The sequence below is a fragment of the Streptomyces thermodiastaticus genome (assembly GCF_014656135.1).
Classification (GTDB): domain Bacteria; phylum Actinomycetota; class Actinomycetes; order Streptomycetales; family Streptomycetaceae; genus Streptomyces; species Streptomyces thermodiastaticus.
Window position 1 is genome coordinate 192,118 of record NZ_BNBV01000008.1, and the last position, 16,268, is coordinate 208,385.

General features: G+C 73.3%; 11 protein-coding genes and 2 tRNA genes. All 13 read right to left on the reverse strand.

What is annotated here, in order from left to right; all coding sequences use genetic code 11:
- Positions 1 to 443 precede the first annotated feature (443 nt).
- Positions 444 to 1,433: a DNA polymerase III subunit delta gene (gene holA / locus IE286_RS10865; RefSeq protein WP_189796432.1), complete on the reverse strand. Its 990-nt coding sequence runs from the start codon at positions 1,431 to 1,433 to the stop codon at positions 444 to 446.
- Between the two features lie 54 nt (positions 1,434 to 1,487).
- The gene (locus IE286_RS10870; protein ID WP_189796433.1) at positions 1,488 to 1,733 is read right to left on the reverse strand and encodes a hypothetical protein; all 246 of its coding nucleotides are present in this window, start codon (positions 1,731 to 1,733) and stop codon (positions 1,488 to 1,490) included.
- A 485-nt stretch (positions 1,734 to 2,218) separates the two neighbouring features.
- Entirely contained in the window at positions 2,219 to 4,912 is a 2,694-nt protein-coding gene (locus IE286_RS10875; protein WP_229862281.1) for a ComEC/Rec2 family competence protein, read from the reverse strand.
- Between the two features lie 206 nt (positions 4,913 to 5,118).
- On the reverse strand, positions 5,119 to 6,591 hold the full coding sequence (locus IE286_RS27880) for a ComEA family DNA-binding protein (protein WP_372462498.1): 1,473 nt from the start codon (positions 6,589 to 6,591) through the stop codon (positions 5,119 to 5,121).
- Positions 6,592 to 6,910: 319 nt separating this feature from the next.
- Complete coding sequence (locus IE286_RS10885; protein WP_189796434.1) at positions 6,911 to 7,756, reverse strand: DegV family protein; 846 nt, start codon at positions 7,754 to 7,756, stop codon at positions 6,911 to 6,913.
- A gap of 71 nt (positions 7,757 to 7,827) precedes the next feature.
- Positions 7,828 to 8,586 carry a hypothetical protein gene (locus IE286_RS10890; RefSeq protein WP_189796435.1) on the reverse strand — a complete coding sequence of 253 codons (759 nt, stop codon included), beginning with the start codon at positions 8,584 to 8,586 and terminating at the stop codon, positions 7,828 to 7,830.
- A 145-nt stretch (positions 8,587 to 8,731) separates the two neighbouring features.
- Positions 8,732 to 11,614 (reverse strand): leucine--tRNA ligase, encoded by a 2,883-nt coding sequence (gene leuS, locus IE286_RS10895; protein WP_189796436.1) that lies wholly within the window; start codon positions 11,612 to 11,614, stop codon positions 8,732 to 8,734.
- A gap of 459 nt (positions 11,615 to 12,073) precedes the next feature.
- Positions 12,074 to 12,146 (reverse strand) — tRNA-Ala (locus IE286_RS10900).
- A gap of 179 nt (positions 12,147 to 12,325) precedes the next feature.
- The gene (locus tag IE286_RS10905; RefSeq protein WP_125498379.1) at positions 12,326 to 12,559 is read right to left on the reverse strand and encodes a hypothetical protein; all 234 of its coding nucleotides are present in this window, start codon (positions 12,557 to 12,559) and stop codon (positions 12,326 to 12,328) included.
- 519 nt (positions 12,560 to 13,078) lie between these two features.
- Positions 13,079 to 13,151 (reverse strand) — tRNA-Ala (locus tag IE286_RS10910).
- Between the two features lie 142 nt (positions 13,152 to 13,293).
- Positions 13,294 to 13,971, reverse strand: coding sequence for a histidine phosphatase family protein (locus IE286_RS10915; protein WP_189796437.1), 678 nt, complete (start codon positions 13,969 to 13,971; stop codon positions 13,294 to 13,296).
- On the reverse strand, positions 13,962 to 14,408 hold the full coding sequence (gene rsfS, locus IE286_RS10920) for a ribosome silencing factor (protein ID WP_189796438.1): 447 nt from the start codon (positions 14,406 to 14,408) through the stop codon (positions 13,962 to 13,964). The genes IE286_RS10915 and rsfS overlap by 10 nt, the downstream gene beginning before the upstream one ends.
- Before the next feature lie 78 nt (positions 14,409 to 14,486).
- Complete coding sequence (locus IE286_RS10925) at positions 14,487 to 16,262, reverse strand: LCP family protein (protein ID WP_189796439.1); 1,776 nt, start codon at positions 16,260 to 16,262, stop codon at positions 14,487 to 14,489.
- Between the last annotated feature and the right edge of the window lie 6 nt (positions 16,263 to 16,268).

Here is a 16,268-nt window from a genome sequence, read left to right on the forward strand (position 1 = left end):
GCGGGCCCTCTCTCATCCGCCCCCGACCGGCACCACCATCCCGAGCCCGTACGCGGCCTGCGTTCGCCACGCGGGTACGGGCTCACCCTTGCAGACCTTGGGCTCCGGAGGTCTCCCCTGTCCCCAGGGGGAGGCCTGCCGGGGCCTTTGGTCTTTCTGGGCCTTTTGTCCTTTGGTGTTTCCGGGCCCTTTGATCTTTCTGGGGGCGTGTGATCGTTTCCTGGGGGGCCGTGTGATCGTCCCGCCGGCCGGCCGCGACCGTCCGGCCGGCCCGGGCTTCGTCCCGGGCCGGGCTCTTCGGCCCCGGAGCCGGCCTCTTCTCCTCCCGGGGGCGTCTCGTCGGCTCCAGGGGTGTCTCCTCGGCTCCGGGGGTGTCTCCTCGGCTCCGGGGGTGTCTCCTCGGCTCCGGGGGTGCCTCGTGGGCTCCGGGCATCCGGCGCCGTTCAGCCCCGGCCCCGGGAACGGGCTGCCCGGGCGATCGTCACGACGGCTTGTTCCAGTGCGTACTCCGGGTCGTCGCCGCCGCCCTTCACCCCCGCGTCCGCCTCGGCGATCGCGCGCAGGGCCACGGCCACCCCGTCCGGGGACCAGCCGCGCATCTGCTGCCGGACCCGGTCGATCTTCCACGGCGGCATGCCCAGCTCCCGCGCCAGGTCGGCGGGCCGGCCGCCACGCGCGGACATCAGCTTGCCGATCCCCCGCACGCCCTGCGCCAGCGCACTGGTGATCATCACGGGTGCCACGCCCGTGGCGAGCGACCATCGCAGCGCCTCCAGGGCCTCCGCCGCCTTCCCCTCCACGGCCCGGTCGGCGACGGTGAAGCTGGAGGCCTCGGCCCGTCCGGTGTAGTAGCGGCCCACGACGGCCTCGTCGATCGTGCCGTCGACGTCGGCGACGAGCTGGGCCACCGCGGAGGCCAGCTCCCGCAGGTCACTGCCGATGGCGTCGAGCAGCGCCTGGCACGCCTCGGACGTGGCCGACCGTCCCAGGCCGCGGAACTCGCCCCGGACGAACGCCAGCCGGTCGGCCGGCTTGGTCATCTTCGGGCAGGCCACCTCTCGCGCCCCCGCCTTGCGGGCGGCGTCCAGCAGACCCTTGCCCTTGGCACCGCCCGCGTGCAGCAGCACCAGCGTGATCTCCTCGGCCGGTGCCGCCAGGTACGCCTTGACGTCCTTGACCGTGTCGGCCGGCAGGTCCTGCGCGTTGCGCACGACCACGACCTTGCGCTCGGCGAACAGCGAAGGGCTGGTCAGCTCGGCGAGCGTGCCGGGCCGCAGCTGGTCCGGGGTCAGGTCCCGTACGTCGGTGCCGGCATCGGCGGCCTTGGCGGCGGCCACCACCTCCTGCACGGCACGGTCGAGCAGCAGTTCCTCCTGGCCCACGGCCAGTGTCACCGGGGCGAGGGGATCGTCGTTCGCGGTCTTCCTGGGCATCGCGTCAAGCATCCCACGGGCCACCGACAACATCGCCAGCCGCAGGGGCGCCGGCTACGGCTCCTCGCGCCAGCCGTCCCACTGCGCCGCGAACTCGTCCAGCTCCTCGGGATCCAGCCGTTCCTCCTCGTCCCGCAGGACCAGCAGCCACTGGGCGTCCTCGGCGTCGTCCTCCCCCGCCAGCGCCTCCCGGAGGGGCTGCGGCTCCTCGTCGAGGCCGAACCGCTCCCCGAGGGCGGCGGCCGCCTCCTCGGCGGCGTCGCGGTCCGGCAGCACCAGCACATGCCTCACGTCACTCACGCCCGCCATTGTCCGGCACCCGCGCAGACCGGCGGGCCGGCACCCCCGGGTGCGGACCGCCCCAGGGCCACCCGGGGGCGTGCCCCGGGAAACGCTCAGGTGCGTAGCCCGAAGGACACTCCCGGTGTGCTCCCCGGGGGCGCGGGGAGGCCCCAGGGGCGGCGCGTGGCCAGGGGTGGTGCTGATCTGGAGTGCTGTGGGCCTGGAGTGGTGCGGGTCAGGAGTGGTGCGGGTCTGGAGTGATGCTGGTCAGGAGTGGTGCTGGTTGCTCCGGTCTGGGGTCGCGCTGTTCTCGACTGACTCCGGCCTGGGGCGGCGTCGCGTCGGCCGGCCGGGCCCTGCGAACCTGTGGGGCGGGCCCCCTCCCCCACCCCTCCACCCCTCCCTACCCTCCCCCCGCTGCCCTGCGCCCCACGGTCCGGGGGACAAGGCGGCGGCGCTGCCGGGCTGCGGGCCTGGCGCGGGGCCCGGGCGCGGGAGCGATGTCAGTCGCGGGCCACCCGCAGTTCCCGGCCCGCGCCCGTGACCGCCAGGGCTCCGTCCCGGTCGGTCCGCAGCACCGCCGTGCCCTGCGCCCGCAGTGCCGCGATCGTGCCGGGCGCCGGATGCCCGTACGGGTTGTCAGCCCCGCAGGAGACCAGGGCCAGGCGCGGGGCCGCCAGCCGCAGCAGGTCCCAGCTCTGGTACGCCGAGCCGTGATGCGCGACCTTCAGCACGTCCACGCCCGCGAGGCGGGACCCCGCGGACCGCAGCACCTCCTGCTGGGTCGCCGGTTCCAGGTCGCCGAGCAACAGCAGACGCAGGGCACCGGAGCGGACGAGCAGGGTGACGCTGGCGTCGTTGGGACCGTCCGGGGCGGGGGCCGGGCGCGGCGGCGGCCACAGCACCTGCCAGGCCAGATCACCGATGCGGCGCTCCTCCCCGGCCGCCGCCACGGTGACCGGGACACCGTGGCGGGCCGCCTCCCGGCGGACGAAGGCCGCCTGGTCCTCGGGCTCGGCGTACCCGGTCGTCTCGATCGCGCCGACGGAACGCCCGCGCAGGACGCCCGGCAGGCCGGCGACATGGTCGGCGTGGAAGTGGGTCAGCACCAGCAGCGGGATCCGGTCGATGCCGAGGGTGTGCAGACAGCGGTCCACGAGCTTCGGGTCCGGTCCCGCGTCCACCACGATCCCGGTACCCGCTCCGGCCGCGAGCACCGTCGCGTCCCCCTGGCCCACGTCGCACATGGCGTACCGCCAGCCCGGCGGCGGCCAGCCGGTGACCACCCGGGTCAGCGGTGGCGGCCGCACCACCACCAGCACCAGCAGCACCGCGCAGGCCGCGCACAGCCAGGGACGCGTGAGCAGCCTCCTGGCGACCGGCACGGCCACCGCGACCGCCAGGGCCAGCAGCAGCGCACCGGCCCAGCTGCCCGGCCAGTCCACTCCGGCACCGGGCAGCGCCGCCCCGGTGCGGGCCACACCCGCGAGCCATCCGGCAGGCCAGCTCGCGCACCAGGCGAGCGCCTCGGCCACCGGCATCGCGAGCGGTGCGGCCGCCAGGGCCGCGAAGCCGAGCACGGTGGCGGGCGCGACCGCGGCCTCGGCGAGCAGATTGCACGGCACCGCGACCAGGCTGACCCGCGCCGACAGCACGGCGACGACCGGAGCGCACACCGCCTGCGCCGCGGCTGCCGCGGCGATCGCCTCGGCCAGACGGGCGGGCACCCGGCGCCGGCGCAGCGCGGCACTGAGGCGCGGGGCCAGCGTGAGCAGGGCCCCGGTGGCCAGCACCGAGAGCAGGAAGCCATAGCTGCGGGCCAGCCACGGGTCGTAGAGGACCAGCAGCAGCACGGCCGCCGCCAGGGCCGGCAACAGCGATCTGCGACGCCCGGTCGCCAGTGCGAGCAGGGACACGGCACCGCAGGCCGCCGCTCTCAGCACACTCGGGTCGGGCCGGCACACGATGACGAACCCGGTGGTGAGCACCCCGCCGCACAGCGCGGTGGTCCGCAGCGTCAACCCCAGCCGCGGGGCCAGTCCTCGGCGCTCGGCGCGCTGCGCCAGGCCGGGCGGGCCGATGAGCAGAGCGAGGAGGATGGTCAGGTTGCTCCCGGAGACGGCCAGGGTGTGCGCGAGGTCCGTCTCCTTGAACGCCTCGTCCAGCTCGGGCGTGATCCGTGAGGTGTCGCCGACCACCAGGGCCGGCAGCAGGGCCCGCGCGTCCCCGGGCAGGTGGTCCGTGGCCGCGCGCAGTCCGGCGCGCAGCCGGCCCGCCAGCCGCTGCACTCCGGACGGCTCCCCGGTCGTCACAGGAGCCGCCTGCCCGCGGATCCTCAGCACCGCCGCGATGTCGTCGCCGTCGGTGCGCGGGGGCTCCAGTCGGCCGGTCACCCGGAGTCGTGTGGACGGCAGCAGCTCCAGCCAGGGCGAACGCCGCGCCGCTTCGTCGCGGCTCCCTCCGGCGCGCCCGTCGCGCGCGCCGCGGCCGGCCTGCCCCGGCGTTCCGGTGTCGACGAGCATCAGCACCGGGGTCCGGGTCGCCGTGGCGCGGGCGGCTCCCGTGCGTGCCACGCGCCGTACGTCGGCTTCGATCAGCACGATGGTCCGGGTCAGGTGGTCGCCGCTGACCCGGGGCCGGCTCACCCGGGGGTCGGAGGTCAGCCGGACCTCCGCGGTCACCGTGGCGTACTGCCGGGCCAGCTCCGGTACAGGGCCCCGCCACAGGTCTGCAGCGTGCAACCCTGCCGAGGCGGCGGACGCGGCGGCGCCGAGCAGCGCGGTCGCCACCGTCACGCGTGCCCAGACGCGGGGCCGGGAGGCCGTCCGACGCCGTGCACGAGTGGGTGTCCCGGTCCGGGAGTGAGTTGCGCTCCCGGTGGGTGTGCCGTCCCGGATGGGTGTCCCGGTCTGTGTCTGCGGGCGCGGCGGGGCTGCGGTGGGTGTCAGGGGTCGGGGCGGCCGGTGGAGGCTGCCGCGTCGGGTGAGGCGGCTTTGGGCATCGTGCCGGCCGAGCAGGAGCACGCCGGCGGTGGCCAGGCACAGGAGCACGAAGGCGGTCAGCCCGGAAGCGGGAGCATCGACGGCCACTGCGGCCGTGCCCCACGCGGCCAGCGCGGGCGGGACCATGCGCAGGTCGGCCGGGCCCTCCTGGCGAGGATGGGCGGCGCCCAGCCGGTGGCCGGAGGCCGCGTGCACCGGGGAGCGGGTGCGCGCGGCGGACGCCGTGCTCTCCGGGACGGCCGGTGACGGATGTCCGGGCTGCGCGGGAGCGCCACCGCGGGCAAGCACGCCGGTCGGAGCAGGGCCGCCGGGCCCGGTAGGTTCGGCGGGCACCGGAGGTTCGGCGGGCATGACGGGTGCGGCCGGTGGCTCGGGGCGGCTGGGCGTGGGAGGGCGGCGGGTCATGGCGTCACCAGGTCGCGCAGATCGGCGTAGCGGCGGTCGCCGATGCCGGTGACCTGCCGCAGTTCCTCCACCGAGCGGAAGCCGCCGTGCTGGGTGCGGTAATCGATGATGTGCCGGGCCAGGACGGGGCCGACTCCCGGCAGGGTCTCCAACTGCTCGGCGGTCGCGGTGTTCAGGGACACCGGGGCCGTGGGCGCCCCTGCCGCGCCGGCCGCCGTCGCGGCTGCTGCCGCACCGGGCGCCGGGGCCGGGCCGCCGACGACCACCTGTTCCCCGTCCACGAGGAAGCGGGCCCGGTTGATGCCGCTCAGGTCGGTGCCGGGGCGCACTCCGCCGGCTGCGCGCAGCGCGTCGGCGACCCGGGCACCCGCCGGGAGGTGGTGGACTCCGGGATGCCGCACCTTGCCGCTGACGTCCACGACGATCCCCGGCCCGGGAGAAGTGCCCGGTGCGCCGGGCGATGCCGGGACAGCGGGCGATGCGTGGCCGCGCTCCCCGTGCGCCGCGGCGGGGGCGGCGGCACGGACGACCTCGGGTACCCGGACGTCCTGCGTGCGGCCGGACCAGAAGTGCTGCACGGCGACGACCACGGCCACGGCGAACACCACCGCGAGCGCGGCCACATGACGCCGTTCGAGTCCACACCGGGTCTGCATCCACAGCGGCAACCGCTCCCTGAGCGCCAGCCCGGCGCGCTCCACGCGCCCCGGCGCCTCGTCGAGAACCGAAGCCGAGGCGTCCGGTCCTGTCTTCTCGTCCTCCAGGCCGGTCCCGGCACGCGTCCCGCCATGCCGCATTCCGTCACGACCGGGTTCCTCGCGGCCGCGACGGGCCCGGCCGGGCCTGTCCCGACCGGGCAGGTCGCGGCCGGTTTCATCACGGCCGGTCCTGTCCCGGCCGGGCGGCGCTGCAAGGGCACTCTTGCTGAGGTACGCGGTCCCGTGCCCCAGCCCGCCCCCGGCCCGCGGCTGGACCATCCCGGACTCGGTGACCCCGGACTCGGTGACCCCGGACCCGGTGACCCAGACCTCGGCGGTTCGCTCCTGATCCGGGGTGAATGCACCGGACGGGACGATGTCGGCGCGTGCCCAGGACGGCGAGGGCCGTCGGCCCTCGGCCGGGAGCATGCCCGGGGCGGTCGTCGTGGGCGCCCCGCCCTGGCGGGCGGCCGTCTGCCCGGGGTCCTCCGGGATCAGCGGCAGCCGGGAGCCTTCCCCGGCCGGGGAGCGTGGAGCGGAGAAGTCCGTTGCGGGCACCGGCGGTGATCCGGGGGCCGGCTCGCCCATGCCGTTGAGGTGCTCGGTGAACAGCGCCTCGGCCCGGCGGCGCAGTTCGTCGGCGCGAGCCTGCCGGTGTCCGAGGCCGGTGCGGCCCGCCGGACGGCGGTGGCGGGTACGGCTGTCGGAACCTGGGCGGCGGCCTGGGCCGCTGGTGGCGGTTGCCGTCCGTGTGTGAGATCGACGTGCCATGGCAGGAGCATCGGGCAGAACCGCACCACGGCGTTGATCTTGATGGATTTCCGTGGATGACGGCACAGTTGTGGACAACTCCGCCACCCGTACGAGGGAATGCCCGTACGGGGCGGGGCATTGCCCGTACCCGGCCCGGCAGTATGTCCGCACCCAGGCCGGCCCTGTGACTCAACGGGTGAAGCCGTATGTCGACGAGCGCCGTATGTCGACGAGCGCCGTGTGTCAACGGGCGAAGCCGTGTGCCGACGAGCGACACCTTGTGTCGACTGTGTGTCAACAGGCGAGACCGTGTCTCACCAAGGTGACATCACGATCCTCACCGGGGCGAGACCACGACCCCCAGCAGTCCGGGGCCCGTGTGCGCACCGATGACCGCGCCGACCTCGCTCACATGCAGCTCGGCCAGTCCGGGCAGCCGGGCACGCAGCCGGTCCGCGAGAGCCAGGGCCCGTTCTGGAGCGGCGAGATGGTGCACGGCGATGTCGACGCCCGGACCGCTGGCGTGCTGGGCCGCGATCTCCTCCAGGCGGGCGATCGCCCGGGATGCCGTGCGGACCTTCTCCAGCAGTTCGATGCGGCCGTCCTGCAGCTGCAGCAGCGGTTTGACGGCGAGCGCGGAACCGAGGAGGGCCTGCGCGGCGCCGATGCGGCCGCCGCGCCGCAGATAGTCGAGCGTGTCGACGTAGAAGTAGGCGGAGGTGTTCCCGGCGCGTTTCTCCGCGGCGGCGACCGCCTCGTCCACCGTGCCGCCCTGCTCGGCCGTCTCGGCGGCGGTCAGGGCGCAGAAGCCGAGGGCCATCGCGACCATACCGGTGTCCACCACCCGTACCGGCACAGGGGCCTCGCGTGCGGCCAGCACCGCGGCGTCGTAGGTGCCCGACAGCTCGGCGGACAGGTGGAGGGAGACGATGCCCTCGGCGCCGGAGCGGGCGACCTTGCGGTAGGTCTCGGCGAACAGTTCCGGGCTGGGGCGTGAGGTGGTGACGGGGCGCCGCTTCTGAAGGGCCTGGGCCAGGGAGCGGGTCGAGATCTCGGTGCCCTCTTCGAGTGCTCTGTCGCCGAGGACCACGGTCAGCGGGACCGTGGTGATGCCATGGCGCTCCATCATCCGGTGCGGCAGGTAGGCCGTGGAATCGGTGACGATCGCGACATGGCGGGACATGAGCTGGAGGTTACCTGCCGTAGTGCCGGGGCGGCAGCCCAGCCCCTCTGACCGGGTGGGCCGCCGGCGGGTCATGTGGTGCTCTCGGGGCGGGCGTTCTTCATCCAGGAGGGGATGAGGCGGCGGCGTGGTGCGGTCAGGGAGGGCCGGGACGGGTCCGGGCCGGTGGCTGGGGCGGGTGCCGGACCCGTGGGCGCGGACGCCGGCCCGCTCGGCGCCGACGGCTGCGCAGCGGCCGAGGGTGCGGGGTCGGCGGCCGGAGGTGCCGTCGGTCGCTGCGGGCCGGTCCCGGTCCAGTGGCGCAGGGCCTCGGACTCGACGTCGATCTGGGTGCTCAGCGCGTCCAGGTCGTCCTCGGCGAAGTGGCGGGCGCGGTCGCGGGCGGCCCAGCGCAGCGCGTCGGCGGAGTGGGTGATCCGCCGGGTCCGCTCGCGCAGCGCGGGCAGCCGCTGGGCCAGCGTGGCCTGGTCCGGCTCGTTCTCCAGGCTCTTCAGCTCGGCGTCCAGTTCCTGCCCGTGGGCCTTGAGACGCTGGAAGAGGGCGACGGACTCGCGCAGTGAGGCGTCCTCGGTCACGCCCGTGCGCAGTGCGTCCTCGGTGGCGCGCAGCGAGGTGCGCAGCGTGAGCCGCAGCTCGGCCAGTTCGCCCGCGACACCGGGCTGGAGAAGGGTCCTGGCCCGCAGGGTGTGGTCCTCCACCGCGCGCCTGGCCTGCCCGATGGTGCGGTCCACGCCGCGCTTGGCGGCGGTGACGGCCTTGACGGTGGCGTAGGCGCCGAGCAGCAGGCAGAGCAGAAAGAGCACGGCGAAGACGGTGACGACTGCTTCCACGGCGCTTCTCCTCGGCTGGTGACGGCACGGCCGCGACGCTCCTCCACGGTAAACGCAATGGGCAGGCCCGAGGTTCCCGAAGAACCCCGAACCCGCCCGTAAGGGACTAAGCCGGACGCCGTGCGTGCCGGCCGTCCCGGCGGCGTCACGCCGGGACGATGTTCACCAGCTTCGGCGCGCGCACGATCACCTTGCGGATGCCGGCGCCGCCCAGGGCCGCGACGACCTTCTCGTCGGCCAGCGCCGCCTTCTCCAGCTCCTCCTCGGAGATGGCCGGCGACACCTCCAGACGGGCCCGGACCTTGCCCTTGATCTGCACGACGCAGGTCACGGTCTCGTCCACGACGTACTGCGGGTCGGCCACCGGGAAGTCCTGGTGGACCACCGAGCCGGTGTGGCCCAGCTTGTGCCACAGCTCCTCGGCGATGTGCGGGGCCAGCGGGGCGACCATGAGCACCAGCGGCTCGGCGACCGAGCGCGGCACCGGGCCGCCGGTCTTGGTCAGGTGGTTGTTCAGCTCGGTGATCTTGGCGATGGCGGTGTTGAACCGCATGTTCTCCAGGTCGCCGCGCACACCGTCGATGGCCTTGTGCAGCGCCCGCAGGGTCTCCTCGTCGGGTGCGGCGTCGGTGACGGTCACCTCGCCGGTGTTCTCGTCGACGATGTTGCGCCACAGCCGCTGCAGCAGGCGGAACTGGCCGACGACCGCGCGGGTGTCCCACGGCCGGGAGACGTCCAGCGGGCCCATGGCCATCTCGTACAGGCGCAGCGTGTCGGCGCCGTACTCGGCGCAGATCTCGTCCGGCGTGACCGCGTTCTTCAGGGACTTGCCCATCTTGCCCAGCAGGCGGGTGACCTGCTCGCCCTGGTAGTAGTACGCGCCGTCGCGCTCCTCCACCTCGGCGGCCGGCACCGCGATGCCGCGCCGGTCCCGGTAGACGTAGGCCTGGATCATGCCCTGGTTGAACAGCTTGTGGAACGGCTCGGACGAGGACACGTGGCCCAGGTCGTACAGGACCTTCGACCAGAAGCGGGCGTAGAGCAGGTGCAGCACCGCGTGCTCCGCGCCGCCGACGTACAGGTCGACGCCACCGTGCGGACGGCCCTCGCCCGGGCCCATCCAGTAGCGCTCGATCTCCGGGTCGACCAGCCGCTCGTCGTTGTGCGGGTCCAGGTAGCGCAGCTCGTACCAGCAGGAGCCCGCCCAGTTGGGCATGGTGTTGGTCTCGCGGCGGTACTTCTTCGGCCCGTCGCCCAGGTCGAGGGTGACGTCGACCCACTCCTCGTTGCGGGACAGCGGGGTCTCGGGCTGGGTGTCGGCGTCGTCCGGGTCGAAGGTGCGCGGGCTGTAGTCCTCGACCTCGGGCAGCTGCAGCGGCAGCATCGACTCGGGCAGGGCGTGGGCGACGCCGTCCTCGTCGTAGACGATCGGGAAGGGCTCGCCCCAGTAGCGCTGGCGGCTGAACAGCCAGTCGCGCAGGCGGTAGTTGACGGTGCCTTCGCCGATGCCGCGCTCTTCGAGCCAGGCGATGATGCGGGACTTGGCCTCGGCGACGCCCAGGCCGTCCAGCGTGACGCCCTCGCCGCTGGAGTTGACGATGGCCGCGTCGTGCGCGACGAACGCGTCGTCCCAGGTGGACGGGTCGGTGCCGCGGCCGTCGTTGGGCTCGACGACGCAGCGCATCGGCAGCTCGAAAGCGCGCGCGAAGGCGAAGTCACGGCTGTCGTGCGCCGGGACGGCCATGATGGCGCCGGTGCCGTAGCCCATCAGCACGTAGTCGGCGATGAAGACGGGGATCTTCTCGCCGTTGACCGGGTTGGTGGCGTATGCGCCGATGAAGACACCGGTCTTGTCCTTGGCCTCGGACTGCCGCTCCACGTCGGACTTGGCCGCGGCCTGGGCGCGGTAGGCGGCGACGGCCTCGGCGGGCGTGGCGTGGCCGCCGGTCCAGGCCTCGCGGGTGCCCTCCGGCCACGCGCCCGGGGTGAACTTCTCCACCAGCGGGTGCTCGGGCGCCAGCACCATGTAGGTGGCGCCGAACAGGGTGTCGGGGCGGGTGGTGAAGACGGTGATCTTCTCGCCGTCGATCGGGAAGTCCAGGCGGGCGCCCTCGCTGCGGCCGATCCAGTTGCGCTGCTGCAGCTTGATGGCCTCGGGCCAGTCCAGCGCGTCCAGGTCCTCCAGCAGCCGGTCGGCGTAGGCGGTGATGCGCATGTTCCACTGGCGCAGCTTGGCCTTGAACACCGGGAAGTTGCCGCGCTCGGAGCGGCCCTCGGCGGTGACCTCCTCGTTGGCCAGGACGGTGCCGAGGCCGGGACACCAGTTCACCGGGGCGTCGGAGGCGTAGGCCAGGCGGAACCGGCTGAGCACGTCGGCCTGCTCGACGCGGCTCAGCTCCTTCCAGGGCCGGGTGTGCCCGGGGACGGGACGCTCACCGGACTCGAACTGGGCGACCAGCTCGGAGATCGGGCGGGCCTTGCGGGCCTTGTCGTCGTACCAGGAGTTGAAGATCTGCAGGAAGATCCACTGGGTCCACTTGTAGTACTGCGGGTCGATCGTGGCGAACGACCGGCGCTTGTCGTGGCCCAGGCCCAGCCGGCGCAGCTGGGTCTTCATGTTCTCGATGTTGGCCTCGGTGGACACCCGCGGGTGCGTGCCGGTCTGCACGGCGTACTGCTCGGCGGGCAGGCCGAAGGCGTCGAAGCCCAGGGTGTGCAGCACGTTGTGGCCGGTCATGCGCTGGAACCGGGCGTAGACGTCGGTGGCGATGTAGCCCAGCGGGTGGCCGACGTGCAGGCCCGCACCCGACGGGTACGGGAACATGTCCATGATGAACTTCTTGGGGCGGGCCACCACCTCGGGGTCGCCGGCCAGGTCGCCCTGGGGGTTCGGCGCCTCGTAGGTGCCCTCGGCGTCCCAGAAGTCCTGCCAGCGTGCCTCGATCTCGGCCGCCAGGGCGGCCGTGTAGCGGTGCGGCGCCGTCTGCGCCGGCATGTCGGCGGTGACAGCGGAGTTCGTCTCGCTCATGATCCTCAAAGCTCCATCGATCGTCTCTGCCGGCCGCTGCGAGTTTCAAGAAATGAAAAATCCCCTCGCACAGGAGGGGACGCCGCGCCGATTCCGACCACCCGCTCTCCGGCGGTCGGCACTCTTCAGCGCGGCTCGCTAAGCAGAAGGCGTACGGCACGCATGGCGTCAGGGTACCGCAGCCGCCGAGCGCACCGCGACGCACCTGGCCCGGACCCGGTGCCGGATCCGCCGGACGCCTGCCGGGGCGCGCGGGCGAGGCGCCGGGCACGGCGGGTGTCGCGCCCGGCCCGGGAGGCGGTCCCAATCTCCCGTGGCGAACATCTGCCCGCCGGGTGAGATGCCGTACCGAGGGCGAACCGCCGGGCACGGCGCCGGCCCCACGTCCCTGCGGGGCGGAAATGCAACGGAAAACCGGAAGGCAGGCCACCCGATCGGATGACCCGCCTTCTATTACGGTGGAGCTAAGGAGAATTGAACTCCTGACCTCCTGCATGCCATGCAGGCGCTCTACCAACTGAGCTATAGCCCCTTGCTCTTACGATTCCCGCCCGGCGGACCGTGCGGTCTTCGTTTTCCCCGGGTTCCCCCGGCGACGTCGACAACATTACACGGTCCAGGGGCTCCAACACCAAATCCGTTTCCGGTCTGTCCGGAATGACTGGTATTTACCATCCGGCCGGGGGCCTCGGGTCCCCGGCCCGCGGTCGGTCACACCATGACGAACGAGTAGAACCGCTTCAACGTGCAGTACTCCTCCAGCAGCCGCCCGTAGATCGGCTCACCCTCCAGCTCCCGGTACGTCTCGATCGGGTCGCCCGTGATGATCAGCGCCCGCGCACACTCCTCGCACCAGTACTGGTACTCAGGGTTGACCGGGTCCATGTCACGCACGATCGGCGTGCCGCTGCCGCACCAGTCGCACTTCCGCCTGTGGGCACCCATCGATCAGCTCCAGCTGTGGCCGCAGGCCGTGCACACGTACGAAATCCCTCCGTCGTCTCCGAGGACTTGAGCCACGTGCGGTAAGCCGCGGGAGCGGCGGGCGAGACGCGTGGTGGTGCCGTGTGCCGGCGCCGTTGCGAGGAGGCCGGCGGCCTCCCCGTGGATGCAGGCAGGCATCGCTACTCCCTCCCGCCGGGCCGCGGTCCCTTCCGGCCGTTTGATTCTGCCACGGCGGCCCCCTCACGGTCAGCGACGCTTCGGTACCGGTCCGGCTACGACGGCGGCCCCGCGCGGACGGCCGGCGCCCGCGACGGAAGCGCACCCTCCGACGGCCGCCCGGCCTCCACGGCGGTGCGGAGCGGGCCGGCGGCCGGTGTACGGCGCGGCGCGGGGCACGTGCGGACGTGGCCGCGCCCCGGCAGGGACGGGGCCGGGGGCACAGGCACGGGCACGGAGACGCGGGCACACGCGCGGAGAAACGAGAAATCCCGCCCCCTCGGAGGGGACGGGATTCGTCCGTGGAGCTAAGGAGAATTGAACTCCTGACCTCCTGCATGCCATGCAGGCGCTCTACCAACTGAGCTATAGCCCCTGGTGTCACGCGGCGAACCGCGTGTCTTGTTCTTCCCGCTCGGCGGGGCGAACAAGAAGAACTTTAGCCTGCGCCCTGCCGGAAAGTGAAATCCGGGTCCGGCGCGGTGCCGCACGGCCGGTGCGCGCGGCCCCGGACGGCCTCAGTCGTCGTCGCCGAGGACCGGCTCCGGCAGGGTGCCGGCGTTGTGCTCCAGCAGCCGCCAGCCAGAGGGTTGCTGGCCGAGGACCGACCAGCAGCAGTTGGACAGCCCGCCCAGGCTCTCCCAGTGACGGGCCTGAAGACCGAGCAGACGGCCGATGGTGGTGCGGATGGTGCCGCCGTGGCTGACGACCACGAGCGTGCCGTCCTCGGGCAGTTTCTCCACGTGCCGCAGTACCACCGGGGCGGCGCGGTCGGCGACCTCGGTCTCCAGTTCGCCGCCGCCGCGGCGCACCGGCTCGCCGCGCTTCCACGCGGCGTACTCCTCGCCGTAGCGGGCGAGGATCTCCTCGTGGGTCAGGCCCTGCCACACGCCCGCGTAGGTCTCGCGCAGGCCCTCGTCCAGGGCGACGTCGAGGCCGGTGAGCGCGGCCAGCTCGGCGGCCGTGCGCACGGCCCGCTTCAGGTCCGAGGAGACGATCGCGTCGGGCTCGAGGGAGGCCAGCAGCCGGGCCGCGCGGCGGGCCTGCCGGATGCCGGTGTCGGTGAGTTCGACGTCCGTGGAGCCCTGGAAGCGCCGTTCGACGTTCCAGGAGGTCTGGCCGTGGCGCCACAGGATGATGCGGCGGCCCCGGCCCGGGGTCCGGGCCGTCCGCTCGGCGTCGCCGCTCACCGCCACTCACCCTCCGGCTCGGCCGGGCCCCCGGCGGCCTGCGTCCGGGCGTACTCCTCGGCCTTGCCACGGGTGGCCTGTGCGTCGGCGGGCAGTTCGATCTCGGGGCAGTCCTTCCACAGCCGCTCCAGGGCGTAGAAGACCCGCTCCTCGTTGTGCTGCACGTGGACGACGATGTCCACGTAGTCGAGCAGCACCCAGCGGGCCTCGCGGTCGCCCTCGCGGCGCACCGGCTTGGCGCCGAGTTCCTTCAGCAGCCGCTCCTCGATCTCGTCGACGATCGACTTGACCTGGCGGTCGTTGGGCGCGGAGGCCAGCAGGAAGGCGTCCGTGATCGACAGCACGTCGCTGACGTCGTAGGCGATGACGTCGTGGGCGAGCTTGTCGGCCGCCGCCTGGGCTGCGGTCTTGATGAGCTGCAAAGAACGGTCGGTCGCGGTCACTACAGGGCTTTCCGTCGAAAGGTCACTTGCCTTCCAGGGTCTCACGGACCGCCGGCGGCGCCTCGCCGCACGGCGGTCTCACCCGTCCGACGCGGGCTTGTAGTCCTGGCCGAGGACGACCAGGACGTCCGCGCCGGAGCCGGTCGTGCCCTTCGTCACGGAGCCGTCGGGCAGGCCCAGGGTCTTGGCGACCTCGGTGGCGTTCTCCTTGGCGGCGGCGTCCGCGTAGATCACCTGGGAGGCGGCACGCGCGTCGGCGGTGCCGCCCTCCAGGACGGTGAAGCCGCCGTTGAGGAGGGTGACGCGGGCCTGTTCCGTGCTGTCCTTGCTGCCGGTGGCGTTGCGCACCGTAACCCGCACGGCCGCCCCCTGCTCCGGGCTCTTCGCCGTGCCGCCCAGGATCGGCTTGACGACGCTCTCGCTGGTCTGCGCGCTGAGCGTGCCGTCGGACTGCACGGGCAGCAGCGTGGTGCGGTAGTCGCCGCCCTTGGCGAGGTCGGAGAGTCCGGCGAGGAAGGTGCCGAGGTCCTTGTCGGTCAGCGACGGGTCGAGGATCTGCGCCAGGGTCTGCACGGTGACGGTCGCGGAGTCCGGGTCGGAGGACATCTTGCGCAGCACGCCCTGCATCACCTGTCCGAACCGCTTCAGCTCGGCGTCGGAGGATTCGCCGGGGGCCCGGTAGGTGGCGTAGGCGACGGCCATCTTGCCGCTCAGGCTCTGGTCCTTGCCCTGGTGGACGAGGGGGGAGGTGTCCTTCGTGCCGGCGTCCGGATCGGGTACGTCGGTGTCGGTGTCGGCCTCGATGCCGCCGACCAGGTCGACCAGGTTCTGCAGGTAGGGGGTGTCCAGGCGCCAGGTGCCCTGGATGCTGGTGCCCAGGACGGTGTCGAGCTGCTCGCGGGTGCCGGTGGAACCGTCGTCCTGCACGGACTTGGCGAGGGTGGTCGTGGTGCCGTCGTCGGCGGTCAGCGCCAGGGAGTTGGGCAGCAGCACGGTCGCACCCTGCTTGGTGGTGGTGTTGTCCACCAGCAGTGCCGTCATGGTGCCGCCGTTGGCCGTGTCGTGCAGGTGGACGACGATCACGTCGCGTTTCTGGGCGCCCGCGGCGACGGAGCCGCCCTGGCCGCCGGAGGACGACAGGCCGGGCAGCTTCCCGGCGTAGGCGAGGTAGCCGACGCCGCCGATCACCGCCAGGGCCAGCACCACGGCCAGGGCGATGAGACGGTTGCGGGCGCGGCGCCGGGCCTCCTCGCGCCGCTCGGTGCGGTTCTCGGTGAACTTCAGCCAGTCGATGACGTCCTCGGAGTCGTCGTCCGGCTCCTCCACGAAGGCGAACTGCTCGGTGCGGTACTCCGGCTCCTCCGTGCGCTCCGTGTCCTGCTCGGTGCCCGAGCGGGGCGCGGACGCCTGCTGCTCGGGACCGGGCTGCCGCGGGACGTACGCGGTCTGCCCGGCGGCCTGCGGCTGCTGCCCGGCGGGCGCCGGCTGCCCGTAGGTGTCGTAGGACGTCTGGTCGTAGGAGGTGTGCGCGGCGGCGCCGGGGGCAGCCTGGGTCCCGTAGGGGTCGTAGGTGCCGCCGTAGCCGCCGGGGGTGTCGTGGGTCTGGTAGGGCTGCTGGTACGCGTCGTACGGCTGGTGCTGCTGCCCCGCGCCGGCGGCGTAGGGGTCGTAGCCGTAGCCCTGCGCGTCCTGCCGGCCCGGGGCCGCCTGCGGCTCCTGCCCGCCGTACGGGTCATACGTCTGCTGCGAGCCGTGCTGGGCGGGGACCTGGCGGTACACCGGGCGGCCGTAGTCGTCGTAGCCGACGAGCTCGTAGCCCCCGCCCCCGTACCCAGTGTCGTATCCGTCGTTCACCGGTGC